Origin of the sequence: Campylobacter avium LMG 24591 (assembly GCF_002238335.1) — a bacterium.
Taxonomy (GTDB): Bacteria; Campylobacterota; Campylobacteria; order Campylobacterales; family Campylobacteraceae; genus Campylobacter_D; species Campylobacter_D avium.
Map to the genome: position 1 here is coordinate 438,297 of NZ_CP022347.1, position 22,481 is coordinate 460,777.

Here is a 22,481-nt window from a genome sequence, read left to right on the forward strand (position 1 = left end):
TTTAATATATGGACATAAAAGTATCAGAACTTGCAAATTTACCTACTAAATTAGGAATGTTTAAGGTGCAAAGTTTTAAAGAGGGCGAGAAAGAGCATTTGTGCATAATGAGTAAAGATTTAGGAGATGTTGTAAATGTTAGAATTCACTCAGAATGCCTAACAGGAGACGCTTTGCTATCTTTAAAATGCGACTGTGGTGCCCAACTTGAGTATGCTTTAAAATACATACAAGAACACGGCGGCTTGGTAATTTACCTAAGGCAAGAGGGCAGGGGCATAGGATTGTTAAATAAAATCAATGCCTATGCCTTGCAAGATAAGGGCTTAGATACCATAGAAGCAAATTTAAAACTTGGCTTTAAGGCAGATGAAAGAAAGTACGATGTGGTGGATTTTATCTTAGATTATTACAAGATAAAGGCTATAAATTTGATAACAAACAATCCTTTAAAAATCAATAGCCTAAAAGTAGAGGTAAAAAAGAGAATTCCTATAAAAATTTCTTCAAATGAATTTAACCAAGATTATTTAAAGATAAAAGAAGAAAAAATGGGGCATTTATCTTGAATTTAAGCTTGATAGAGCAAAAATCAAATTTTTTAAAACAGCTAAGTACAGAAAAAAAAGATATGTTTTTTTCTAGGATACTTTCTTATGAAAAAATTTTTTTAGCCTATCAAAAAGTGCATAATATAAGCGGATTTAAGAGCTTAGAAAAAGAAATTCTAGATAGTATAAAAGTGCTTGATTTTAAGGATTTAACTTATGCCAAAAATATAGTAGATGTTGGCAGTGGAGCGGGCTTTCCTGCTATTTTTTTAGCCTTTTTACTGGAGGCTGATTTTTATTTATTTGAGCCAAATTCGAAAAAAAATGCCTTTTTATTTTTGCTAAAAAGTGAGTTAAAACTCAAAAATTTAAGCATACAAAAGAGTAAAATTCAAGATAGCAACTTAAACATAAAAGCCGATGTGATAAGCTCAAGAGCTTTGATGCCTGTTAAAGAGCTTGTAAATCTTTGTATGAATTTTTGTGATAAAAACACCATTTTCGCGCTTTATAAGGGCAGCAAGATAAAAGATGAGTTAAAAGGATGTGAAAACTATGAATTATTTAGCTTTGAGGATAAGAGAATTTATTGTTTTTTACACGCTCTTATCTAGCTTTTTTGCCTTAAAACTTAATGCCTTAGATAATGTGTTTGACAAGTTTTTGGAGCAGGACTTAACAAGCCTTAGTAAACACGAACAAAGAACAGCAAGTTATAATCTCATAAGACACGCCCTAGAGGCTAAATTTGCCAAAGTAAATTTAGATAAAAGCTTAAAATTAAAGGCCTTGAAAAAGGCTAGATTAACCTTGCTTGCCATAAAAGATGAGAGGCTAAGTGCTGATTATCTAGCCATAGCGCTTAGTTTTTATGCTAATAATTTTTTGTATGAATTTGAGGATATAAGTCATTTTATGGCTCTTTACAAGGCAAGCAATGAAGAGCTTGTGCCTAAAAATTTGGCACTTAGCACGGATTATACTTTGTTTTTAAAATTATGCGAGTTTTTAAAGTCTCTTAATAAAAATGAAAATTTTTTAAATTTATTAGTAAAATCCCTAAATAAAGATAACAATAACATAATATTTTTAGCATCACAGATAAAGGATAATGAGTATATCATAGGCTTTAATGAGAAAAATTACATCTTAAAGCATGAAAATTTCATTCCAAGCAATGATTTAAGACAAGAAAATAACCAAATACAAGGCCTTGATGTGGTTTTGCTAAAAGAGGAATGCAAACTAATGCCAAAGGAAAAAAGGGATTTATCTTTGGGGCTTTTTGATGAAAAAGAGTGCTTTGTTTTGATAAAAAATTAACTTTGCTAGCTTAAAAGGCTAGCCTAAGTTAAAGAATTTAAATTTACAAGAAAATTATAAAAAACTATGAAGTTAATTTCTTTTTAGTCGATATACTCACAAGGTTTGAAGGTTAATATTTTATAAAGGTTGAGTAATGACTAATCCCGAGAGTTTTGTAGACGCACAGATAGAACAGTATGTCTCACAAGAGGATTTAGCTCACGCTAAGAGTGAGTTAATATCCTGCCCTGAAATAAATAATAACCTTTGCGGGCATATATATGAGATAAGCAAAAATCATGCCAAGTCTATTTTTGTAGGCACAGCTGATATGATAGTGGATGAGCAAGGCCTGCTTCTTAACGCCTTTGTTTTTGCAGCGGCAAATTATGTAGCCTTAGCTGCGGTGAATAAAGAATACTCCGTCTTAATTTCATCCAAGAGTTATTTTTATGCTCCCTTAAAATTTGGCGATGTTTTATTCTTAGAAGCACAGGCTTTGTTTGATGAGAATTCAAGAAAAAGGGAAGTGAAGGTTTCAGGTTTTGTAAAAGAAATAAAAGTGTTTGAAGCAAATATGCAAGTAGTGGTTACTGACGCTCATATCTTTAAAATGGAAAGACCGCAAAACAAAAAGCTTTCAGACTCAAGCGAAACAGAGAACGAAGACAAACAAGATAAAGAGAGCGTAAAACCCGCCGCCATGCCAACTCAAGCTGATGGCATGGCCATGGTTGCTGACTTGATGAGCAAAAAGAACTAAGGCTTTAGATACGGTATATCAATCCAATTTTTAGGACAGCTTTCGCGGTAAGTTCCCGTAGCGTCGTAATAATAGGTACAGTCATCATAATACCTATTTGATATACCTCTTTCATTTATATAACAAGCACTGAAAAAAAGCAGCACAAAAAAAGTCATTATAAGCTTAGTCATTTTTATCATTCATCTTTCGCCATTTATAAGGTTCTATCGGGTTTTTATCAACCCAAAGACCTAGTTTTTGAGACCGTGCTTGCTCTTCGTATTTTTTATATATATCACTGTAGTAAGTGTAAGCCCAAGCGTAGCCGTTTTCCACCATTTTTTTGTTAATGTCCTCATTGTTTAATTCTATCTTAGCAATAATCCTTCCATATTTATCCTTATCCTTTTTTATGGCCTTTATGTGTTTTGAAGCTATCATAGAGGCTAGAAAGTCTCTTGATTTTTTGCCAAAGGCCTGATTTGATTCTGGTGCGTCTATTGCAAAGAGGCGAATTCTATGAGTTTTTTTTGCCTCATCTAAGAGTGTGATAGTATCGCCATCTATTACCTTTACGACCTTGCCTTGCAAGTAGTCTTGACTTGCTATAAAGGAGTTTAGGAAAAATATCAAAGTCCCAAGGATTAAAAGCACAAAGACCTTTTTAGGATCACTTGCTATTTTTCGTAAATTTATAATATCTTTTTTTCTTAATCTCATTAAATACTCTTTACTTTGATACTTTTATTATATTAAAATTAATAAAACTTTGGTAAGAAATTAGGATTTTTTTGGATTTAAAATTATGCTTAGATTAGTTTTTATCATTTTTTTACTTTTTTTCATATCTTGCGATAAACAAGATAAAGATAGACAAGAGGCTAATTTTACTAAGCTAAATAACAGCGCAGAATTTAGCGAAAAAGAGCAAGATAAGGCTAAAATATTTCTTGAAAATGAGGCCTATATCCTGGGTTTAAAATTTGACTGTAAGTTAAATTCGCTTGATGAAAACACTAGCTTATACTGCATAGATTCTATTTTTAATATACAAGATAAGAAAAACGAAAAAGTTTTTAGTTTAAAGGATGCTTTTATCGAGCTTAGTGAAGGCTTAACTAAATTTAGCTTTTCAAACGCCTTTTATTCGTATCAACTAAGCTTTAAAGATGAAATTTATAGTCTAAAAATTACAAATTTAAAAGAAAACTCCGTAGAGCTTGAGGACTATTTTACCAGCTTAGATGAGGAAGTGTTTTTTAAAGATGAGCCTGAATTTGTTGATTTAAACAAGCTTTTCTTTGCTTCAAATGTGAATTTGGAGGAAAGTTTGTTTAATACTGCTAATTTATCTGGAAGAAAATTATTTTCAAAAGACGCAAAATGGGAGCTTTGGAGAAAAAATATCAAAGAAAATGATTTTTTATATAATCTGTCAAATCACAGCTATTACATATACAAAGATGGCTATTTAAGCGATGAGTTTAGTGTAAGTTTGCATAAAAAAGATGATTTGTTTTACCTTGGCGTAAACACGCCTAGACATTTTAAGCATGCTTTGATACAGGATTTTTTTTGCATAGATGATATTTTTGTGTTTAAATTTGATGAGAGAAATTTTATCTTTGCCAAAGTTGATGAAGACTTTGTGAATTTTTATGAAGCAAAGTTAGGTTTCATGGGTCTTGATGTTAGTTTATTAACTTTTAATTCTTATTTTAATTTTTCAAAAAATGATTTAAAATACGAGATGTTTTTAAGTGAGGAGGGCTGCGAGGACTGCGAGCAAAATTTAAGCAGCACGGATTTTAATCCAACTTCGTTCTAAAGGCTATGGCCTTATGCAAGGAGATTAAATCAACATTTTCAAGACTCACCCCGCTAGGAATTCCTTGCGCTATCTTAGAAAAGCTTAAATTTAAATCCTTAAGTTTTTCTTCTATGAAAAAATACGAAGCGTCAGAATGCACGGAGTGCGTTAAGGCAAAGATTAATTCCTTGCAAGAATTTATATTTATCATGGCTCTTAGCTTGTCTATTTTATCATCGCTTATTTCATCAAGCACAAAATAAAGCCCGTTAAAACTAGAGCTTTCCTCTATGATTAATATATCCTTAGCTGATTCGACTATGCAAAGCAAGGATTTATCTCTATTTTCATTTACGCAAAACTCGCACAACTCATCATCACTTAAATTTCCGCACCTTATGCAAGGTTTTACGAAGCGAACCACCTCTTCTATGTTGTGTGCGATTTTTAGGCTAAGGCTGTGTTCTTTGCTTAAGAAATACGCAAGCCTTAGGGCTGATTTTTTACCAATGCTAGGCAAAAGGCTTAGGTTATTTACTAGCTCATTTATCTTTTCATTGGCCATATTTCACCCTTGATATTTTAAATATATGATAATAATTTTCAAAGCTGTAATTTAGGCTAAGATTACACATTGAGCAAATTTGATCCACTATGTAAAGTCCAAGTCCCATGCCTTTTTGCTTGTTTCCTTTTTCTCTAACAAAGGCCTTTGTGTATTCCTCAAATTTATATTTAAGCGGTGCCTTTGCCTTGTTTTTGACTATGACATACTCATCAAAGCATTCTATTATGCAAATACCATCAAGAGAGTATTTTATGGCATTATCTATAAGATTTTTTAAGACCAAAGCACAGGTTTCTATGTCCGCTGTAAGCTTTATATCCTCTCCTCTTGCGATTATGACCTTATTATCAAAATCATCAATCATCAATAAATCCTTAGCAGCCATAACTAGTTCTTTAAATTTGTATTCTTTAGGCTCTAACACATAGCTTTTTGAGAACAAATTTTCCATTTTAGCTGATTCATTTATTAAAGAATCAAGTCTTTTAAAAACCTTTAACAATCTGTTTTTTTGCTTTTCGTCATTTAGTAGCTGTGCTATTATCATGCCCTTGCCAATCGGCGTTTTAAGCTCATGCATAATGGCTCTTAGGAAGAACTGTCTTGAGTAGAGTAAATTTTGATTTTTATCTAAGATGTTAAAAAATTCAAAGGCTATTTTGCCTATCTCATCTTGTTTGTATTTGTAAGATGTGAATTTTTTACCTTTCATTATCTGGTCAATTTGATTTGATAGAATTTTAAGCGGGTTTAAATACTCCATGATTGCAAAATAAAGAAGCAAAAAGAAAAATATAGCAAGCAAAAAGCCAAAAAGCAAAAACTCAAAGCTTATATAAGCTCTATTTATATATAAAACCAAGTCGTATTGGCTGTTTTTTAACCACAAAAAAAGCTGATTTTTATAAGATATTAGCTTAAATTCTCCATAAAATTTAACTGTAGAAAAACTTACCGTGCCGTGTTTTTTTACCCTTTGCGCTAACTCATCATCATGTAATATCTTAAAACCGGTACTTTGCAAATATACTATTATATCTTTATCGTAGCTGGCGTTATAGTTGTTTAGTATGTTATCTACGAAGTGCTGTTGCTGTTCATTTAGCTTTTTATTATTTTTTTGAATTTCTAGATAAACCGTTACTATAAAAAACATACAAATGAAAAAAAAGGCCAAAGAAAAGGCTATGGTAATCTTAGTCCTTGTTGAGTAGTATTTCATCCTATGAGTTTATAGCCTATGCCACGCACTGAAAATATGTGTTTAGGATTTTTAGAGCTATCATTTATCTTAGCTCTTAATCTTCCTATAATAACATCAATGCTTTTGCTATCTTTGTATTTTAAGGCACTTGAATTGTGTATGAGCTGCTCTCTTGATACAGCAAAGCCGTGTTGATTAATCAAAAAAGAAAGTATGTCATACTCTGCTGGAGTAAGTGTTAGAACTTGTTTGTCATAATAAATTTCATGTCTTTTCGCATCCACTCTAAATAAATAATTTGCATCAAATGTTGTTCTGTCACTTTTTTTCGCTCTCCTTGTAAGAGAGGTTATTCTAGCATACATTTCTTTAGGATCATAAGGTTTTGGTAAGTAATCATCAGCACCGATTTGAAAGCCAACAACCTTATCACTGATATCGCCTCTAGCTGATGAGATAATGATAGGTATATCGCTTTTTCTGCGAATTTTCTTGCAAATTTCAAGCCCGTCTATATCAGGCAAGGTTAAATCAAGAATTAAGCAGTCAAACAAAGACACATCGCAAGACAGAGCCTGACGAGGATCTTCGTAATTTTTTATCTTGATGTTGAATTGGGCTAAGTATTCAGACAAAAGCGTTGCAAATTCGCTATCATCTTCTATCATAATTACATTTACCATCTCAAGTCCTTTAAAACAATAGTCTAAGTATAACAATAGTCTAAGTATAACAAAAAATATTTAAAGCTTATGAAATTATAAAGTAATTTTACATGTAAAATGAAAAATTTTACACAAAAAAAACTTATAATATTTCTTAAAAATATAAGAAATATTGTTAAAATACAAATTTTACTTTAAAAAAGGACAACATAGTGGAGATTGATTACTACGAGTTACTAGAAATCACAAGAACAGCAGATAAAGACAGTATAAAAAAAGCTTATAGAAAACTAGCTTTAAAATACCACCCAGATAGAAATCAAGGCGATAAAGAGGCTGAGGCTAGATTTAAACTCATAAACGAAGCTTATGAAATTTTAAGCGATGATGAGAAAAGGTCTATTTATGACAGATATGGACGAGACGGTCTTAAAAGCAGTATGCAAGGCTCTGGTTTTAATTTCGCCGATATAGACATAGAGGGCATTTTTTCGGATTTTTTTGGCTTTTCAGGCTCAAGAAAAAGAAACAAAAGGCAAAGCAGTGAAAAATACAGCGAAAATTTATCAATACCACTTGTTATAAGCTTTAAAGAAGCTGTATTTGGCACTAAAAAAAATGTAGAATTTATGTATAAGAGCTTTTGCAAAGATTGCAAGGGTACAGGCTCAAAAGACGGAGAAGTAAAAATTTGTCCTAAGTGCGAGGGCAGGGGACAAGTTGGCCTTAGCAGAGGCTTTATGACCTTTGTTCAAACCTGCGATGAGTGTAGGGGCGAGGGAAGCATTGTTAAAGACAAATGTAAAACTTGCTCCGGTTTAGGATATGAAAATAAAAGAGACAGCATAGAGCTTGACATACCAGAAGGCATTGATGATGCGATGAGTTTAAGAGTAGCACAAAGAGGAAATCTCACTCAAAGCGGCTCTAGAGGGGCTTTGCTGGTTAAAATTTCGGTGCAAGATGATGAAACCTTTATAAGAGATGGTAGCGATATATACCTCAAATTCCCTGTTTTCTTCACTCAAGCAGCACTTGGAGCAAAGGTAAAAATTCCTACCATAAGAGGACATGCCTTTTTGGAACTGCCTGTGGGTGCGAAAGACGGTGATCATTTTGTTTTAGAAAAAGAGGGTGTAAAGGACATACACAGCGAGGAGATAGGCAGGCAAATAGTGCAAATTAGCATAAGCTTTCCTAAGCACATAAATGACGAACAAAAAGAGCTTTTAGCAAAATTAAACGAAAGTTTTGGAGTAAATGAAGAGGGAATTCATCAAGAACAACAAGGTTTTTTCGATAAGATTGCCTCGTGGTTTAAGTAAAAAGGCAGTTTGTGAAGCTTTCTATCATCATTCCCTTTGGACTTAGTAAAGAAAGACCTTTCATAAAAGAAAGGCTTTTTAAAAAAATTCACTCTTTTAAGAGTGATGAGAATTTGGAATTTATCTTTGTCGAGGGTTTTTCAAGCGAGGATTTTGATTTTAAAGATGAGCTCTTAAGACAAGGGCATATTTATTTAAAGGATGAAAAACAAAAGGTTTTTTCTCAAGGAGCTTGTAGAAATTTAGGTGCTTTAAAAGCCAATTCTAAGGTGCTTTTGTTTTTAGACATAGATTGTTTTTTATCCCAAAAAAGTTTAGAAAAAATTTTAGAGCTTATTAAGATAAGAAAAATCGATGAAAAAGAGGAAGAGTTTTTTTTACTGCCCTGTCTTTATCTAAGCAAAGAGGGTAGCGAGTTTTTAAACTCTGTTGATGAGGCTTTGTGGGATACTTTGGCGCAAAATGATATTTTAAGAGCTGAAAAAAAGATAGTTTTAAACCTAGCTAGTGCTTCATCTGTGCTTGTTGTAAATAAGCAAAAATTCTTAGAACTTGGCGGCTTTGATGAGAATTTTCTTGGACATGGTTATGAGGATTTTGATTTTTTGGCTAGGCTTATGCTAAAAACCTTATCTTTTGAAAAAATGCCAAGGAATTTAGCTTACGATGCTAGAAATTGGAACTTTGATACTTATGAGGGCTTTCGTGCCTTATTTTCACTTTTAGGATACGAAACTATGTATCTTGGACTTTATGCACTGCATTTTTATCACGAAGCCATAAATCAAAATGGCTATTTTGATAATAGAGAAAAAAATCACAAGCTTTTTTTTGAGAGGCTTAAAATTTATGAAAAAGAATTTAAAAACTTAGAAAAACAAAGAAATTTTCCTTTAAAAAATTTAGCTTACAAGCCTTATTTATACGAGATAAAATACGGCAAACAAAAGGGCGGAAATTTTTTAAAAATTTATATTTCTCATTTTAAATTTTATAGATTATTTAGAAAATTTATTAGCTCTCCAAGGCTTTTTTTTAAGGATATGAAAATTTTTAAGGGCAAAAATGTTTTACCTAAGTGAAAATACCTTAAAGCTTTCAAGATATTTTTTTAAAGGTGCTTTGCTTTATCCTTGCATAAATTTTTTTAAAAAATTCTTGCTTAAAAAATATAAGGCGAGGCAAAGTTATGTCATAATTTCGCCTCTTTATAACTGTGCTAAATATCTAGATGATTTTTTACTTTCTATCATAAATCAAAGGCTTGATTTTAAAAGAAATATCACGCTTATACTTGTAGATGATGGCTCAAACGATGAAAGCTTTTTTATCATTAAAAAATATCTTAAAAAATATCCTAAAAACATACACTACATATATAAACAAAATGAGGGAGTTAGTTCTGCTAGAAATTTGGGCTTATCTTATCTTAAAAAAAGTGATATAAAAGCTACATTTGTAAATTTTGCAGATAGTGATGATATTTTAGATAGAAATTTTTTTTATGAAATGGATAAATTCTTAACTAAAAAAAATGATAAAAATTTAGCTATGCTTTGTGCAAATTTTATCTTTTATAGAGAAAGAAGAGTTGTTAGATATAAGGACAGTCATAGCTTAAATTTTAAGTTTAAAAAAACTTGCGTAAAAGACATAAAAAATTTAGATACCTTTATACAACTTGCTACAAATTCTGTGCTTTTTAAAAGAGAATTTTTAGATGATAACTTGCATTTTGAAAAGGATTTATCTTATGGCGAAGATGTTATTTTTATCTTAACTTTCTTTTTACAAAATTATGATAAAAAAGTGGCATTTTTAAAGGAAGCTAGGTATTATTACAGAAAGAGATTTAATAAAACCTCGCTTTTAGATAGCTCACCAAGCAGGGTTAAATATAAGCTTATTTATGCAGATTTTTTTGAGGAAATTTTGCGTAAGTATAAACAAGATTTGGGTTTTATACCAAGCTTTCTTTCAAATACCATTTTATACAATATTTTTTACTTTGTTGATGGGCTTTTAAATGTAAAAAATGAGGAGATAAAAAGTTTAAATTTAAGCTTTCATTTAAGAAAAATTTTCACGCTTTTACCAAATGAGCACATAGTAAATTTTAAGCTTTGCGGGATAAAACATTTTCATAAAATAGGCTTTTTTCATCTTTTTAAAAATGAAACTTTGCAAGCAAAACAAAGAGTATTTATAGAAAAGTTAGATGAAAAAAAAGATGAGCTTTTGCTTTCTTTTTTTTACGCTAAAAACTATGAAAATTTTTTAAAAAATTCAAAAATCACAGCTGAAAAGATAAGGAAAATTTCTTTTTTAGATGAGGATTTTGTTTATGAAAAAAGATTATGGATAAAATTTGATGAGGCTTTTAAAAAGGATTTTGATCATAGGGCTTTTATCTTAGAATTTAAGGGCAAGGAGCTTAAAAATTTAAACCAGCTTTATAAGGAGCTTAAAAGTCTTAAAAAAAGAAGAGCAAGAAATGATAAAATATGGCTTTTTGCCGATTCAAATTTAAGAGCTGATGATAATGCAGAGCACTTATACCGCTACCTAAGACACAAAAGAATAGATAAAAAAATCTACTTTGTTTTATCTAAAAAAAGCGAGGATTTTAAAAGGCTTTTTGATGAGGGTTTTAACTTAGTAGATTTAAATTCTTTTAAATTTTTATATCTACTTTTTAGAGCCGATAAGATTATAAGTTCTCATATAGATAGGTATTTTTATGGGGCTTTTGGCAAAAATACCCTTGTAACAAAAGATTTCATTTTTTTACAGCACGGAATTTTAGAAAAAGAAATTTCGGCTTGGTTAAATCAAAGAAAAATAGACCTTTTGATAACAAGTGCAAAGCCTGAATTTAAAAGCTTTGTAGATGAAAGTGCTTACAAACTTTCTGAAAAAGAGGTCAAGCTTACTGGTTTAGCAAGACATGATAGGCTTTTAACCTTAAAAAAAGAAAAAAAATACATACTTATAATGCCTACTTGGAGACGCGACATAGTAGGTGCTTTTAGCAAAAAGCTTGGCACAAGAAGGATAAATAAAAACTTCACTCAAAGTCTTTATTTTAAAAAATATAATGAGCTTTTAAGCTCGTATGAGCTCTTAAACTTTTGCGAAAAAAACTCTTATGAGCTTTGTTTTAATCCTCACCCAAACATTTTGCCTTATTTAAATTTTTTTAGGCTTGATAAAGGGATAAAACTTGCAAATGGCAAAAATTTACAAGAGCTTTTTGCAAAAACAGCACTGTTAATAACGGATTATTCAAGCGTAGCCTTTGATGTAGCTAAGCTTTCTAAGCCCGTGCTTTATTATCATTTTGATAAGGAAAGCTTTTTTTTAACTCAGTGGCAAAGCGGGTATTTTGACTATGAAAAAGATGGCTTTGGAGCTGTTTGTAAAAATTTAAACGAGCTTTTAGCCGAGCTTTATAAAAACGAAAAATGCGAATTTAAAGAGCCTTTTTTAAGTAGGGCAAGAGCCTTTTTTGCTTTTAATGATGGCAAAAACTGCGAAAGAATTTATAAAGAAATTTTAAGTCTTGATTTGTAAGCTAAGATTTATAAAAAAGTATTAAAATTCTTTAATTTTACTTTAAAAGGCTTATATGGATTTTGCTTTTATAACTAAGGTTAGTCCTATGTTTTTTGACGCTGGCTTGCTTACCTTGCAAGTCTTTGGCTTGGGACTTTTATTTTCATTTATCATCGGGCTTTTTTGCGTGGCAATGTACTTTTTTCGTCTAAATTTTATGTATAAACTTTGTGCCATTTACATAGAATTTTCAAGAAATACCCCTCTTCTTATACAACTTTTTTTTCTATACTACGGTCTTGGAAGACTGGGACTACATATGTCTTCATTTAGCTGTGCTGTTGTGGGGCTTTCTTTTTTGGGTGGCTCTTATATGGCTGAGAGTTTAAGAGCTGGTATAGATGCGGTTAAAAAGCAGCAGTTTGAGGCTGCCTTGTCCTTAGGACTTAATAAATTTCAAATTTTGCGTTTCATTACTCTGCCTCAGGCTTTGGGAATTTGTATGCCCTCCTTGTCTGCAAATACTATATTTTTATTCAAAGAAACATCAGTTGTAACCATCATAGCCTTGCCAGATCTTGTAAATACTATGACTAGCTTAAATTCACTTAGCTATAAAACCGATGAGCTTTTGTTCTTGCTTTTCATAAGTTATTTAATCATAATCTTGCCTATGTCCTTGTTTTTATCCTTTCTTGAAAAAAGGCTTTCTTATGCTTGAGCTTTTTTCTGTAAATTATCTTTCTCGTTTATTTGATGGGCTTTTGCTTACCTTAGAAATTTCCTTTTTTTCTATACTGATTTCTTCTTTTGGAGGGCTTGTTTTTGGAATTTTGATGTCTTTAAACAATAAAATTATTTATATCTTTTGTAGATTTTGTCTTGAATTTGTCCGTGTTATGCCCTTAATCGTCTGGCTTTTTGTGGTTTATTTTGGTTTATCTCGTTGGTTTGGGCTAAATTTAAGTGCTTTAGCTTCTACTATCTTGGTTTTTAGCATTTGGGGAATTTTTGAGATGATGGATTTAGTGCGTGCCTCACTTGCTAGTATAGCTAAACATCAGTTTGAATCAGCCCTTTCTTTAGGCTTTACAAGGCTTCAAACCTATCTTTACATCATCTTGCCCCAAGCCTTAAGAAGACTTACTCCAATGAGTATGAATTTACTTACTAGAATGATAAAATCAAGCACCTTTGCTTTTTTAATAGGAGTTGCAGAGCTTGTAAAAGTAGGACAGCAGATAATAGAAGCAAATCACAGCTTCGTTTATGCCTCTTTCGTAATATATGGGCTTATCTTTTTTGTATTTTTCTTGCTTTGCTATCCTCTTTCTTTGTATTCTAAATTTTTAGAGAAAAAATGGAGTTAAAATGAGTATATTAGAGCTTAAAAATTTGCATAAATTTTATGGAGAAAATGAGGTTTTAAAGGGTATAAATTTAGAGGTTGAAAAGAGCGAGGTTGCTGTTATCTTAGGACCTAGTGGTTGTGGTAAATCTACTCTTTTAAGATGTATAAATGGGCTTGAAAACATAGCTAGTGGAGAAATTATCATAGACAAAGAGCTTATAACTAAGGATTATAAAAATTGGACAAAGATAAGACAAAAAGTAGGTATGGTTTTTCAGTCTTATGAGCTTTTTGACCATTTAACTGTTGAGCAAAATATACTTCTTGCACCAATGAAGGTTGAAAAAAGAAAAAAAGATGAGGTTTTAGAAGAAGCTAAGATGTGGCTTGATAAGGTTGGGCTTTTACAAAAACTTAAATCCTATCCAAAAGAATTAAGTGGAGGACAAAAGCAAAGGATAGCCATAGTCAGAAGTCTTTGTATGAATCCTGATATAATGCTTTTTGATGAGGTTACTGCTGCACTTGATCCAGAAATTGTAAGAGAGGTTTTAGAGGTTATGCTAAGCCTCGCAAGAGAGGGACTTACTATGCTTATAGTAACTCACGAAATGGCCTTTGCAAGGGCTGTGGCTGATAAGATTGTTTTTATGGATGATGGAAAAATAGTAGAGATTTCAAAACCAGATCTTTTTTTTGAAAATCCAAGCACAGATAGGGCTAGGAAATTTTTGAATTTATTTGATTATCACAAGTAGGCTTTATGAGAGTTTTTATCATAAATTTAGCTAGGTCAGCGGATAGAAAAGAAGCTATGCAAAAAAGAATAAATGAGCTTTATTTAAAGGATAAAACCTTAAAATCTAAGCTAAGTTTTGAATTTTTTGAAGCTATTGACGGAAAAAATGAAGCAAATTTAAAAGCTTTTGATGAGTATATAGATGATAAAAAAGCAAATTTGCTAAGGGGGGGGGCGTTAAGTTCTAGTGAAAAAGCGTGCTTTGCTTCTCATTTGATGCTTTGGAAAAAATGCATAGAGCTTGATGAAAGCATCATTATACTAGAAGATGATGTGATTTTTAAAAATGAATTTTTAGAATTTATAGATGAGTTTATAAATTCTCCTTATGATTTTGTGCGTTTAATGGCTTTAAAAAAGCTTAAGGGCGTGATTTATCTAAACGAACATCATATATTGACAACCAGAAGAGCTAGTGGCACTCAAGGTTATCTTTTAAGACCAGCGGCTGCGATTAAATTTTTAAAAAAAGCTAAATTTTTTTATCCTTTAGATGATTATATGGATAAATTTTTTCTACACGATGTTTTTATAATTGTCTTCAAGCCTTATCTTATATCAATGCATTTTGAACAAAGCACCATAAATATGGGAAAAAAATCAGCTATTATAAATACTCATAGAGAAATTATGAGGTTTGTGTATAGAGTAATAAGCTTTTTATATATCATTTTCAATCGTAAAAAGATAAAAGAGCTTAAAAATTTGGCTAAGAATTAATTTTTTCAAGTTTTCTTGCAAGTTTTACGCATTCTTTTATATTGGCTTTTTTGCTTATAAATATGTTTTTAAATTCTTTTAATCTTAAAGCAGTGCTGGAGCCTATAGCTACTATCTTATCATCATCTTTTATCTCATAGTATTTTAAAAAAGTATCGGCTAGATCAAAGGAAGTAAAGATAAAAATACAAGGTCTTACAAGGTTTTTAATCCTATGTTTTTTATAAACATTTTCATAGGCTATTATTTCTTTTATATTTAAATTTTTTGCCTTCTTTGCTAAGTCAAAGGATACTTTTTTAGCTCTTAGATAAAGAATTTTTTTATCTTTTAGCTCATTTTGAAACTCATTTAGTAAGTCTTTCATATAGGCTTTTTTAGGAGTTTTTACATTTTTAAAAGCTAATTTTTTAAAATCTTGTGCACTTTCCTTGCTAAGTGTTAAAATTTGCATTTTTAAATTTAACTCGCATTCACTTTTAAGCAAGGATTTAAGTGCGTTTTTAGAGCTTGTTATAAGGGTATCAAAGTCCTTTAAATTCACCTTTATTTTGTTAAGCTTTATCTTAGAAAGGCAGATATTTTCTACACCCTTAAAATTATGAGCCTTCGCTGATATTAGATAAATCATCTTTTACGCTTTTTACCTTATCTTGCATACTCTTTTTTCTGCCCTTGTAGCAGTCAAATTTAGCCACTATGTAAAATCTTTGTGCGTCTATGCTTTTGCTTGCTAGTCTTAAAATTTTTGTAGCCTTTTTCATATTTTTACATTCTACGCAAGTTCCCATAGGATTTAGCTCGTATTTTATACCCCTTTTATCAAAGGCTTGTAATATAGCTTTTACCTCTTTAGATTTTGACAGACTTCCACTTATGCTAAATACGCAAAGCTCCATTATAACACTCATTTTGCCTCCAAATTCTTTATATGTAAAACAGCTTCTAAGACATTTTTAGCTATGAAAACCCCGCTTTTTGCAAGCTCTTCTTTGCTCTCATACATAGGCTCAACGGCTACGCATTTTATATTAGCATTTTTAGCCGCTTTTGCGTCTATGCTTGTATCGCCTACTAAGTAAGCATTTTCTTTTTCTTGCTTAAGCGTTTCTAAAGCTTTATTTATAGGTTCTGCGTCAGGTTTAGCCTTGCTTACATCATCCTTAGTTATTATAGTGCCGAAAAAATCAAAAATTCCTAAGTGTTTTAGCAGTTTTGCCGTAAAAAATCCTCCCTTATTTGTAACTACGCCCAGCTTAGCAAAGCTTTTTGCCTCGCTTAGTGCCTCTTTTACAAGCGGCAAAAGAAAGCTTTGCTCTAGATAAACCTTTTCATATTGTTTTTTATATGAGCTTATGTATTTATCCACATCATCAACGGCACAGGCTTTAAAAATTTCATCCAGGCTAATGCCTATTAAAGCTTTTATCTTTTTTTTATCGTAGTTTTTGTTTTTGTTATCTAAAAAAGCAAAGTTAAAAGAATTTAGTATGGCTTTGGTTGAATCTATTAAAGTGCCATCTAAATCAAAAAGTATGGTGGTTTGCATTTGGGAAGCCTTTGAGTTGGAAGCTAAAAAGTGGTGGATTTGGCAGGACTCGAACCTGCGACCAACCGGTTATGAGCCGGTTGCTCTAACCAACTGAGCTACAAATCCAGCTAACAAAGACGAGATTATATATACTTTTTCCTTTAAAGTATCTTAATAACTTCTTTCACCGAAAAATATCTAAATGTGATTAAATTTTGCAAAATTCCAAAAAAAATCATAAAGGTAGCAAAAGAGCTTCCCCCATGACTAAAAAAGGGCAAAGGAACACCAACAACAGGTGCTAAGTCGATATTCATAGAGACATTTACTCCAACATAAATGAAGATAAAAAGTGCCACACAGTTTGTAACAACCCTTGCAAAATAATCATCCTTAAGCTTTTTATTTAAACTTAAAAGATGAAAGATTAAAAGCATATAAAGGGCAAGAACAAAGGCTCCGCCAACAAAGCCAAATCTTTCAACCGTGTAAGCAAAGATAAAATCACTTGTTGAGATAGGCAGGAATTTAAAATGCGTTTGCGTGGCTTCTTCTATGTTTTTGCCGCTTAAGCCTCCGTTGCCTATGGCTATGATTGATTGTTGCACTTGATAGCTTGGTTCTTCGCTTAAGAAATCATGAATTCTTTGCTTTTGATAGGGTTTTAAAAAATGCGTGTAGATTATCGGCGAGCTAAGTCCTATTATCAAAAAAATGCTTAGCCAAATTTTATAATTTACCCCTATTATAAAAAGCGTACCAAAGCCTACTATAAGCAAGATTGTGGCTGTTCCTAAGTCAGGCTCAGCAGCTATTAAAAAGAAAGGTAGCAATATATAAAATGATAATTCTAGGAATTTTTTTAGCTTATAACCGCCTTTTGGTGGGGGATTTCTGTAGATTAAATACGCAAGCATAAGGATAAATGAGGGTTTAAAAAGCTCTGATGGCTGTATGGTAAAGTGAGTAAATGGCACTTCAAGCCACCTTTTTGCGCCAAGTCTTTCTACTCCAAAAACATCCACGCTTAAAAGCAAGATTATATTTATCCAATACACCACAGGTATAAGCCAGGCTAGCTTTCTAATCGGCAGTATAAAGCATATAAAAAAGGCCAAAAGTCCAACTATAGTATAAACAAGTTGTTTTTCAGCTAGGAAAATTGAAGCTTCATAGACTAAAACAAAGGACACGGATATTATAGGTATTATTAAAAAAACTTGCACAAAGTCAAAATGCGTAAACATTCTTCTATCAAATTTCAAGGTTCGTCCTAAAGAAAATAAATAAATTTTGATATTATATATTAATTAAATATAAATTTCGTTAGAAAATAGGGCTAAAATGCAAAAATACATAGCAGATGAGCAAAGCAGAGTGGATGTTTTTTTAAGCAAAAAGTTGAAAATTAGTAGAAATCAAATTGAAAGCTTGATTAAAGAACAAGGAATTTTGATAAATGATATCTTGCACAAAAAAACATCTTTTAAGCTCAAGCCAAATGATGTTATAAAGCTTAAATTTCCGGAGAAAAAAGAGCTAAATCAAAGCTTTGATGTGGATTTTGATGTTGAAATTTTATATGAGGATGAGGATATTTTGGTTTTAAATAAGCCGCCAAATTTAGTGGTTCACGGGGCTGATACGGTTAGGGAGGCTACTTTGGTTGATTTTTTGCTTCAAAAAAACTACTCCTTATCAAATTTAAATGGAGAGCTAAGAGCTGGACTTTTGCACAGGCTTGATAAAGGCACTAGTGGGGCTATTGTTATAGCCAAAAATAACGAGGCCCATAATTTTTTAGCAAAGCAACTTTTGGATAAGAGCATGGGTAGATTTTATCTAGCATTAATTGATTTGCCACTAAAAGATGATAAAATGATAGTAGATAAGGCTTTGCTCAGATCAAATTCAAATAGACTTAAAAAAACAGTTCCAAAAGAAGGATTAAGCTTAAAAGGTGCTAAAGAGGCCAAATCAGCCTTTGTGAATTTGCTTAGTGAAAATGGCGTAAATTTAATAGCCGCAAAGCTTTTTACCGGTCGCACACATCAAATAAGAGCTCATTTAGAAAGCCTAAATCGCCACATTTTAGGCGATGCTTTGTATGGTTATAAACAAGAAAGCTTTAAAAGAGTGATGTTGCACGCGTATTTTGTGTATTTTATACATCCAAAAAGCGGCGAAAAACTCTTTGTAAAAGCTCCTTTATTTGATGATTTTAACCAAATTTTAATGAACTTTGACAAAGGAATTTTAGATGAAAAACTTTCTCTTTCTTACATATGCTCTAGTTTTGACAGTTTTATTTAACGCTTGTGCTGCTATTAATACGCAAAAACAAACGGTTGTAAATGAGAATTTGCCGGTGATTAATGAGCTTAAGCACATAAGTTCTATAAATTCTGTTGCCTTTGAGTGGAAAAGCTTGTATAACGAAGACATAGAGGGCTTTTATCTTTATAGAGGCGGCGAACAAGATACAAATTTAGAGCTTATAGCCACTATAAAAAATAAATACAAGACACATTTTGTTGACACAAATTTAGAGCCAAACACGAAGTATTATTACGCTATGAAAAGCTTTAATAAAGAGGGGCACATATCAAAGGAAGGCGTTGTTGTGGAGGCTAAAACATCTGCACGCATAGTGTCTTTGCCTTTCGTTCAGGCCTTAAGTGGCTTGCCAAATAAAATCAAGCTTATATGGCGTCCGCACCCTGATTTAAGAGTGCATTCTTATGTTATAGAAAGGGCTGATAATATGGCTGAATTTAAATATTTAGCCGAGGTTAAAAACAGACTAAGTGCTGAATACATAGATGAGAATTTAAAGCCAAATCAAAATTTTCAGTATAGAATTTTTGCTAAAACCTTTGATGGTGTGTATTCTGAATCAAGTGAGATAGTAAATTCTACAACAAAAGATTTACCACCCCAGGTTCACATAAGCTCAGTTAGCGATTCCTTGCCTAATGTGATAAGAATTACTTGGGATAATCCTGAATTTAAGGATTTAGCTTATTATAAAATTTATGCAAGAAGCTCTATTTTGCCATTTACCAACATAGCAAAGACAAACAACCTATACTACGAGGATGTAATAAATGAAGTTGGCAAAAGTAAAGAATACAAAGTAACCATAGTCGATAAAGACGGGCTTGAAAGTCCTATGCCAAGCGATGCTGTAAGAGGAAGTACGCTTAGCGCTCCTGCTGCACCTAGCATAGTTGCAAGCTCTTTTACGGGCTCAGCTTTTGTGCTTTCTTGGGTGGATAATGATGATAGAGCTAGAAGCTATGTTATAAAACGATACGGTGGCGTGGGAGATGTTGAATTTAAGGATATAAGAGATAAAAGTTTTACGGACACCACTATAACTGTAGGGCAAAACTACAGATACGAAGTTATAGCCATAGATGAGTTTAATATAGCCTCACAGCCTTCAAAGCCTGTGTCTATATCTAGGTAAAAAATGCCAAATTTTAAGTGTAAAAAGATAAAGGATTTAAACTTACCTTACAAGCTGGATAAGCTTGAGTTTAAGTGGCTTTGTAAAAATGAGCACTCATCCTTGCTTTATACTAGCTTTGAAGGGGAGAATTTTTTTGTGCAAATTTTGCCGAAAGATAATGCCTTTTTGATTAAATCTCATAAAGACACTAGACTTTCAAAGATAGGCTATATACAAAAGGCTTTGCTGCACTTTAAAGAAGCCTTTTGCGAAGAGGTTTTTAACGAGGCAAATGCTGTAAAAAAAACTAGGCTTTTGCAAAAAAGTCCTCATATAGAAGATAAGATAGAAAATTTCATAAAAAATTATAATAGCTTAAAAGACCCTCTCATAGAAATAGGCTTTGGCTCTGGAAGACATCTTTTATATCAAGCACAAAAAGAGCAAGATAAAAGTGTAATAGGCATAGAAATTTACACAAAAACCATAGAGCAGGTTGCAAAACTAGCTTCTAGTAAAAATTTAAACAATGTCCTTTTGCTAAAAGCTGACGCTAGAGTACTTTTTTCAAAGCTTCCTTCAAATTCTGTAACTAAAATTTTTCTTCATTTTCCCGTGCCTTGGGATAAACAGCCACACAGACGCATAATCAGCAAGGATTTTGCCCTAGAATGCCTTAGAATTTTAAAAAAGGATGGTGTTTTTGAGCTAAGAACTGATAGTAAGGAGTATTTTGACTTTTCCTTAGAAATTTTAAAGGAAAGTTTTAAGGATTTAGAGGTATGCAAAAACGAGGACATAGCCATAAAAAGTAAGTATGAGGACAGATGGCTAAGAAAAGAAAAAGACATTTACACCATAAGAGCCATTTGCAATGAGCAAAGCAAAGAGCTTGTGCAAGAGGAATTTGAGATTTCAAACCTTTCTTTTTCTAAGGAAAAACTTTGTGAGCTAGCTAAGAATTTCACTAGGCTTAAATTTAAGGGAGAGGATTTTTTTATCTCCTTGCAAGAGCTTTTTAAGGCTGAGGATTTTTTGGTTTTAAAGCTTGATTTTGGTAGTTTTAACAAGCCTCAACACTCTTTTTTAAAGCTAGGGCAAAGTTGTGAGTTTTTATTTTCCAAGCCTCTTTTTACAAAGGAGAATTTAAGGGCTTTAAAAAAGCTAGAAAGTATCCTTAAGTCTTTTTAAAAGATCCTTTGCGCTTATGTAGCCAACTATTTCAAGCTTTTTTTCTCCTTCTTTAAAGAAAAGCAAAACAGGGGGAGCAAAGACTGAAAATTCTTTCATTATATCCCTGTTTTGCTCTGTATCCTCGCTTAAATCAATCTTAACAAGCTTATATTCTTTTAAAAGCTCTTTTAATTCTTTATCCTTAAAGGTTGTATTGTCTAAAAGCTTACAATTTACGCACCAAGAAGCTGTAAAATCAAGCATAACAGGAGCTTTAGAACTAGCTAAAATTTCCTTTATCTCAGCTAGTGAATTTGCGTAGGTAAAAAGACTTTCGCTCTTAGTTTTAAGCTCATCCTTGTAAAATAAAAGCTCAAAGCCCCTAAAAAAAAGGCTTGCTGCTAGAAATAAAACCAGTATCAAGAAAGCCTTAAAAACTTTATCAAGCTTATTTTTAACCCTGTCAAAAAGCCCTATAAAGCTCACAAAAAAGGCAGTTAAGATAGAGTAGGCTAAAAGGGCGTAAGCCTCATTTATAAATCTTGATACAAGATAAAGCGCCATATAAAGCATTAAAAAGCCAAAAAAGATATTTATCTTTTTTATGAGAGCTGAATTTTTTAAAAAGCCAAAGCCAAAGCCAAGCAAAAGTAAAGGCAACCCCATACCAAAGCCAAGTGCAAAAAGGGCAAGGCCTCCAAGTAAAATATCTGCGGTGTTTGCTATGTATAAAAGTGCAGCAGCTAAGGGAGCTATCATACAAGCACTTAAAACAAATACCGATAAAAAGCCCATAATGACCACCGCCATAAAGCTTCCACCCCTTGTTTTTTGACTTATGAAACTTTGCATTTTGCTTGGCAAAGAAAGCGAAAAAAGCCCAAAGCAAGATAGGGCTAAAAGCACAAAAATAAGGGCAAGGCATATCACAACTAGAGGTTTTTGTAAAAATACTTGTAAGCTAAAACCTAAGATACTTGTTAAAATTCCAAGCAAAGCATAGGCTAAAGCCATAGAAAAAACATAACTAAAAGAGAGTAAAAAGGCTCTTTTTTTGCTCTTGTTTTTATCTGCTATGATTATGGATGAAAGTATGGGTATCATAGGTAAGGAACAAGGACTTAGACAAAGCAAAAGCCCCGCTAGAAAAAAACTAAGGACTATTAAAAAGAAATTTTTATCCTTGCTAAAAAATGAATTTTCATAGCTTTTAGCTTCTTTTTTTAAGCTTTGTATCTTGTAAATTTCATCATCAAGGCTTAAATTATAACTTTTTGTAAGAGGTCTGTAACAGTACCCACTTAAAGAACAGCCCTGATAAGAAATTTTAAGCTTAAGGTCTTTTATGCCTTTAAATTCATTGTCTATTAAAAGTTTTGATATGTATATGTTAAGCATTTTATAATATCTATGCTCGTTTTTTTCAAAGACAGAGGCTGGAAAATTTAAAAGCTCTGTTATATCCTCGCCATTTAAAACTACTTTTATAGAATTTTGATAGATGTAAATATCATCGGCTATATTAAACTCAGCATACACCCCGCTTTCATCGCTGCTTAAATTTAGCTTAAAAGCCTCGTCTATGCTTAAGGTGTTTGCAAAGATTGTTGTAAAAAGAAACAAAAAAGTTACTATAAGACGCATAAATTTAATTATCCCGGGTGATTTTAACTAGATTATAAAATCTTATGGTAAACTTACCATAACTTATAATTTTTAAAGGAG

The 22,481-nt window shown here is 32.0% G+C and carries 25 protein-coding genes and 1 tRNA gene; 15 read left to right on the top strand and 11 right to left on the bottom strand.

Annotated elements, in window-relative coordinates; all coding sequences use genetic code 11:
- Positions 1 to 8: 8 nt before the first annotated feature.
- From ribA to CAV_RS02260, 4 genes are all read left to right on the top strand, one after another.
- Complete coding sequence (ribA, locus tag CAV_RS02245; protein WP_094324897.1) at positions 9 to 569, top strand: GTP cyclohydrolase II; 561 nt, start codon at positions 9 to 11, stop codon at positions 567 to 569.
- Positions 566 to 1,165 carry a 16S rRNA (guanine(527)-N(7))-methyltransferase RsmG gene (gene rsmG, locus CAV_RS02250; RefSeq protein ID WP_245807422.1) on the top strand — a complete coding sequence of 200 codons (600 nt, stop codon included), beginning with the start codon at positions 566 to 568 and terminating at the stop codon, positions 1,163 to 1,165. The genes ribA and rsmG overlap by 4 nt, the downstream gene beginning before the upstream one ends.
- The gene (locus CAV_RS02255; protein WP_094324898.1) at positions 1,107 to 1,874 is read left to right on the top strand and encodes a hypothetical protein; all 768 of its coding nucleotides are present in this window, start codon (positions 1,107 to 1,109) and stop codon (positions 1,872 to 1,874) included. Before rsmG ends, CAV_RS02255 begins: the two co-directional genes overlap by 59 nt.
- Before the next feature lie 136 nt (positions 1,875 to 2,010).
- Positions 2,011 to 2,619 carry a hypothetical protein gene (locus tag CAV_RS02260; RefSeq protein ID WP_186821774.1) on the top strand — a complete coding sequence of 203 codons (609 nt, stop codon included), beginning with the start codon at positions 2,011 to 2,013 and terminating at the stop codon, positions 2,617 to 2,619.
- On the opposite strand, the gene CAV_RS08965 is transcribed toward CAV_RS02260, so the two are convergent.
- Together CAV_RS08965 and CAV_RS02270 are read right to left on the bottom strand one after the other, a co-directional pair.
- Complete coding sequence (locus tag CAV_RS08965) at positions 2,616 to 2,792, bottom strand: hypothetical protein (protein ID WP_094325523.1); 177 nt, start codon at positions 2,790 to 2,792, stop codon at positions 2,616 to 2,618. The genes CAV_RS02260 and CAV_RS08965 overlap by 4 nt on opposite strands.
- The gene (locus tag CAV_RS02270; RefSeq protein ID WP_094324899.1) at positions 2,785 to 3,321 is read right to left on the bottom strand and encodes a thermonuclease family protein; all 537 of its coding nucleotides are present in this window, start codon (positions 3,319 to 3,321) and stop codon (positions 2,785 to 2,787) included. The genes CAV_RS08965 and CAV_RS02270 overlap by 8 nt, the downstream gene beginning before the upstream one ends.
- An 85-nt stretch (positions 3,322 to 3,406) precedes the next feature.
- Between CAV_RS02270 and CAV_RS02275 the strand changes: the two genes are divergently transcribed.
- Positions 3,407 to 4,429 (top strand): hypothetical protein, encoded by a 1,023-nt coding sequence (locus tag CAV_RS02275; RefSeq protein ID WP_094324900.1) that lies wholly within the window; start codon positions 3,407 to 3,409, stop codon positions 4,427 to 4,429.
- Here CAV_RS02275 and recR read toward each other — a convergent pair.
- Genes recR through CAV_RS02290 form a run of 3 tightly spaced genes read right to left on the bottom strand, consistent with a single transcriptional unit; the run spans position 4,410 to position 6,866 of the window.
- Positions 4,410 to 4,976 carry a recombination mediator RecR gene (recR, locus tag CAV_RS02280; RefSeq protein ID WP_094324901.1) on the bottom strand — a complete coding sequence of 189 codons (567 nt, stop codon included), beginning with the start codon at positions 4,974 to 4,976 and terminating at the stop codon, positions 4,410 to 4,412. The two genes, CAV_RS02275 and recR, sit on opposite strands and share 20 nt — an antisense overlap.
- Entirely contained in the window at positions 4,966 to 6,201 is a 1,236-nt protein-coding gene (locus CAV_RS02285) for an ArsS family sensor histidine kinase (protein ID WP_094324902.1), read from the bottom strand. Before CAV_RS02285 ends, recR begins: the two co-directional genes overlap by 11 nt.
- On the bottom strand, positions 6,198 to 6,866 hold the full coding sequence (locus CAV_RS02290; protein ID WP_094324903.1) for a response regulator transcription factor: 669 nt from the start codon (positions 6,864 to 6,866) through the stop codon (positions 6,198 to 6,200). Before CAV_RS02290 ends, CAV_RS02285 begins: the two co-directional genes overlap by 4 nt.
- 194 nt (positions 6,867 to 7,060) lie before the next feature.
- Between CAV_RS02290 and dnaJ the strand changes: the two genes are divergently transcribed.
- Genes dnaJ through CAV_RS02325 form a run of 7 tightly spaced genes read left to right on the top strand, consistent with a single transcriptional unit; the run spans position 7,061 to position 14,598 of the window.
- The gene (gene dnaJ, locus CAV_RS02295; RefSeq protein WP_094324904.1) at positions 7,061 to 8,173 is read left to right on the top strand and encodes a molecular chaperone DnaJ; all 1,113 of its coding nucleotides are present in this window, start codon (positions 7,061 to 7,063) and stop codon (positions 8,171 to 8,173) included.
- Between the two features lie 11 nt (positions 8,174 to 8,184).
- Complete coding sequence (locus CAV_RS02300; RefSeq protein WP_094324905.1) at positions 8,185 to 9,255, top strand: galactosyltransferase-related protein; 1,071 nt, start codon at positions 8,185 to 8,187, stop codon at positions 9,253 to 9,255.
- Positions 9,239 to 11,746 carry a CDP-glycerol glycerophosphotransferase family protein gene (locus CAV_RS02305; protein ID WP_094324906.1) on the top strand — a complete coding sequence of 836 codons (2,508 nt, stop codon included), beginning with the start codon at positions 9,239 to 9,241 and terminating at the stop codon, positions 11,744 to 11,746. Before CAV_RS02300 ends, CAV_RS02305 begins: the two co-directional genes overlap by 17 nt.
- Before the next feature lie 55 nt (positions 11,747 to 11,801).
- Positions 11,802 to 12,449: an amino acid ABC transporter permease gene (locus CAV_RS02310; protein WP_094324907.1), complete on the top strand. Its 648-nt coding sequence runs from the start codon at positions 11,802 to 11,804 to the stop codon at positions 12,447 to 12,449.
- The gene (locus CAV_RS02315) at positions 12,442 to 13,098 is read left to right on the top strand and encodes an amino acid ABC transporter permease (RefSeq protein ID WP_094324908.1); all 657 of its coding nucleotides are present in this window, start codon (positions 12,442 to 12,444) and stop codon (positions 13,096 to 13,098) included. Before CAV_RS02310 ends, CAV_RS02315 begins: the two co-directional genes overlap by 8 nt.
- A gap of 1 nt (position 13,099) precedes the next feature.
- A complete protein-coding gene (locus CAV_RS02320; RefSeq protein ID WP_094324909.1) occupies positions 13,100 to 13,837 on the top strand; it encodes an amino acid ABC transporter ATP-binding protein in 738 nt (245 codons plus the stop codon).
- A 5-nt stretch (positions 13,838 to 13,842) separates the two neighbouring features.
- On the top strand, positions 13,843 to 14,598 hold the full coding sequence (locus CAV_RS02325; RefSeq protein WP_094324910.1) for a glycosyltransferase family 25 protein: 756 nt from the start codon (positions 13,843 to 13,845) through the stop codon (positions 14,596 to 14,598).
- On the opposite strand, the gene CAV_RS02330 is transcribed toward CAV_RS02325, so the two are convergent.
- From CAV_RS02330 to CAV_RS02350, 5 genes are all read right to left on the bottom strand, one after another.
- Positions 14,588 to 15,229 (bottom strand): uroporphyrinogen-III synthase, encoded by a 642-nt coding sequence (locus tag CAV_RS02330; RefSeq protein ID WP_094324911.1) that lies wholly within the window; start codon positions 15,227 to 15,229, stop codon positions 14,588 to 14,590. The genes CAV_RS02325 and CAV_RS02330 overlap by 11 nt on opposite strands.
- The gene (locus CAV_RS02335) at positions 15,198 to 15,509 is read right to left on the bottom strand and encodes a thiamine-binding protein (protein ID WP_094324912.1); all 312 of its coding nucleotides are present in this window, start codon (positions 15,507 to 15,509) and stop codon (positions 15,198 to 15,200) included. Before CAV_RS02335 ends, CAV_RS02330 begins: the two co-directional genes overlap by 32 nt.
- On the bottom strand, positions 15,506 to 16,147 hold the full coding sequence (locus CAV_RS02340) for an HAD family hydrolase (protein ID WP_094324913.1): 642 nt from the start codon (positions 16,145 to 16,147) through the stop codon (positions 15,506 to 15,508). The genes CAV_RS02335 and CAV_RS02340 overlap by 4 nt, the downstream gene beginning before the upstream one ends.
- A 31-nt stretch (positions 16,148 to 16,178) precedes the next feature.
- Positions 16,179 to 16,255, bottom strand: a tRNA-Ile gene (locus CAV_RS02345).
- A 35-nt stretch (positions 16,256 to 16,290) separates the two neighbouring features.
- On the bottom strand, positions 16,291 to 17,376 hold the full coding sequence (locus CAV_RS02350; protein ID WP_094325524.1) for an FtsW/RodA/SpoVE family cell cycle protein: 1,086 nt from the start codon (positions 17,374 to 17,376) through the stop codon (positions 16,291 to 16,293).
- Positions 17,377 to 17,473: 97 nt separating this feature from the next.
- Here CAV_RS02350 and CAV_RS02355 point away from each other — a divergent pair, with 97 nt between their 5' ends.
- The 3 genes from CAV_RS02355 to trmB are packed head-to-tail and all read left to right on the top strand — an operon-like array spanning position 17,474 to position 20,774.
- Positions 17,474 to 18,442, top strand: coding sequence for an RluA family pseudouridine synthase (locus CAV_RS02355; RefSeq protein ID WP_094324914.1), 969 nt, complete (start codon positions 17,474 to 17,476; stop codon positions 18,440 to 18,442).
- Positions 18,390 to 19,601, top strand: a complete 1,212-nt coding sequence (locus CAV_RS02360) for a fibronectin type III domain-containing protein (RefSeq protein ID WP_094324915.1) — start codon at positions 18,390 to 18,392, stop codon at positions 19,599 to 19,601. Before CAV_RS02355 ends, CAV_RS02360 begins: the two co-directional genes overlap by 53 nt.
- Before the next feature lie 3 nt (positions 19,602 to 19,604).
- Positions 19,605 to 20,774 (top strand): tRNA (guanosine(46)-N7)-methyltransferase TrmB, encoded by a 1,170-nt coding sequence (gene trmB, locus CAV_RS02365; protein WP_094324916.1) that lies wholly within the window; start codon positions 19,605 to 19,607, stop codon positions 20,772 to 20,774.
- Here the strand turns inward: trmB and dsbD are convergent.
- Positions 20,748 to 22,379 carry a protein-disulfide reductase DsbD gene (gene dsbD / locus CAV_RS02370; RefSeq protein ID WP_157676305.1) on the bottom strand — a complete coding sequence of 544 codons (1,632 nt, stop codon included), beginning with the start codon at positions 22,377 to 22,379 and terminating at the stop codon, positions 20,748 to 20,750. The genes trmB and dsbD overlap by 27 nt on opposite strands.
- Positions 22,380 to 22,481: the final 102 nt, after the last annotated feature.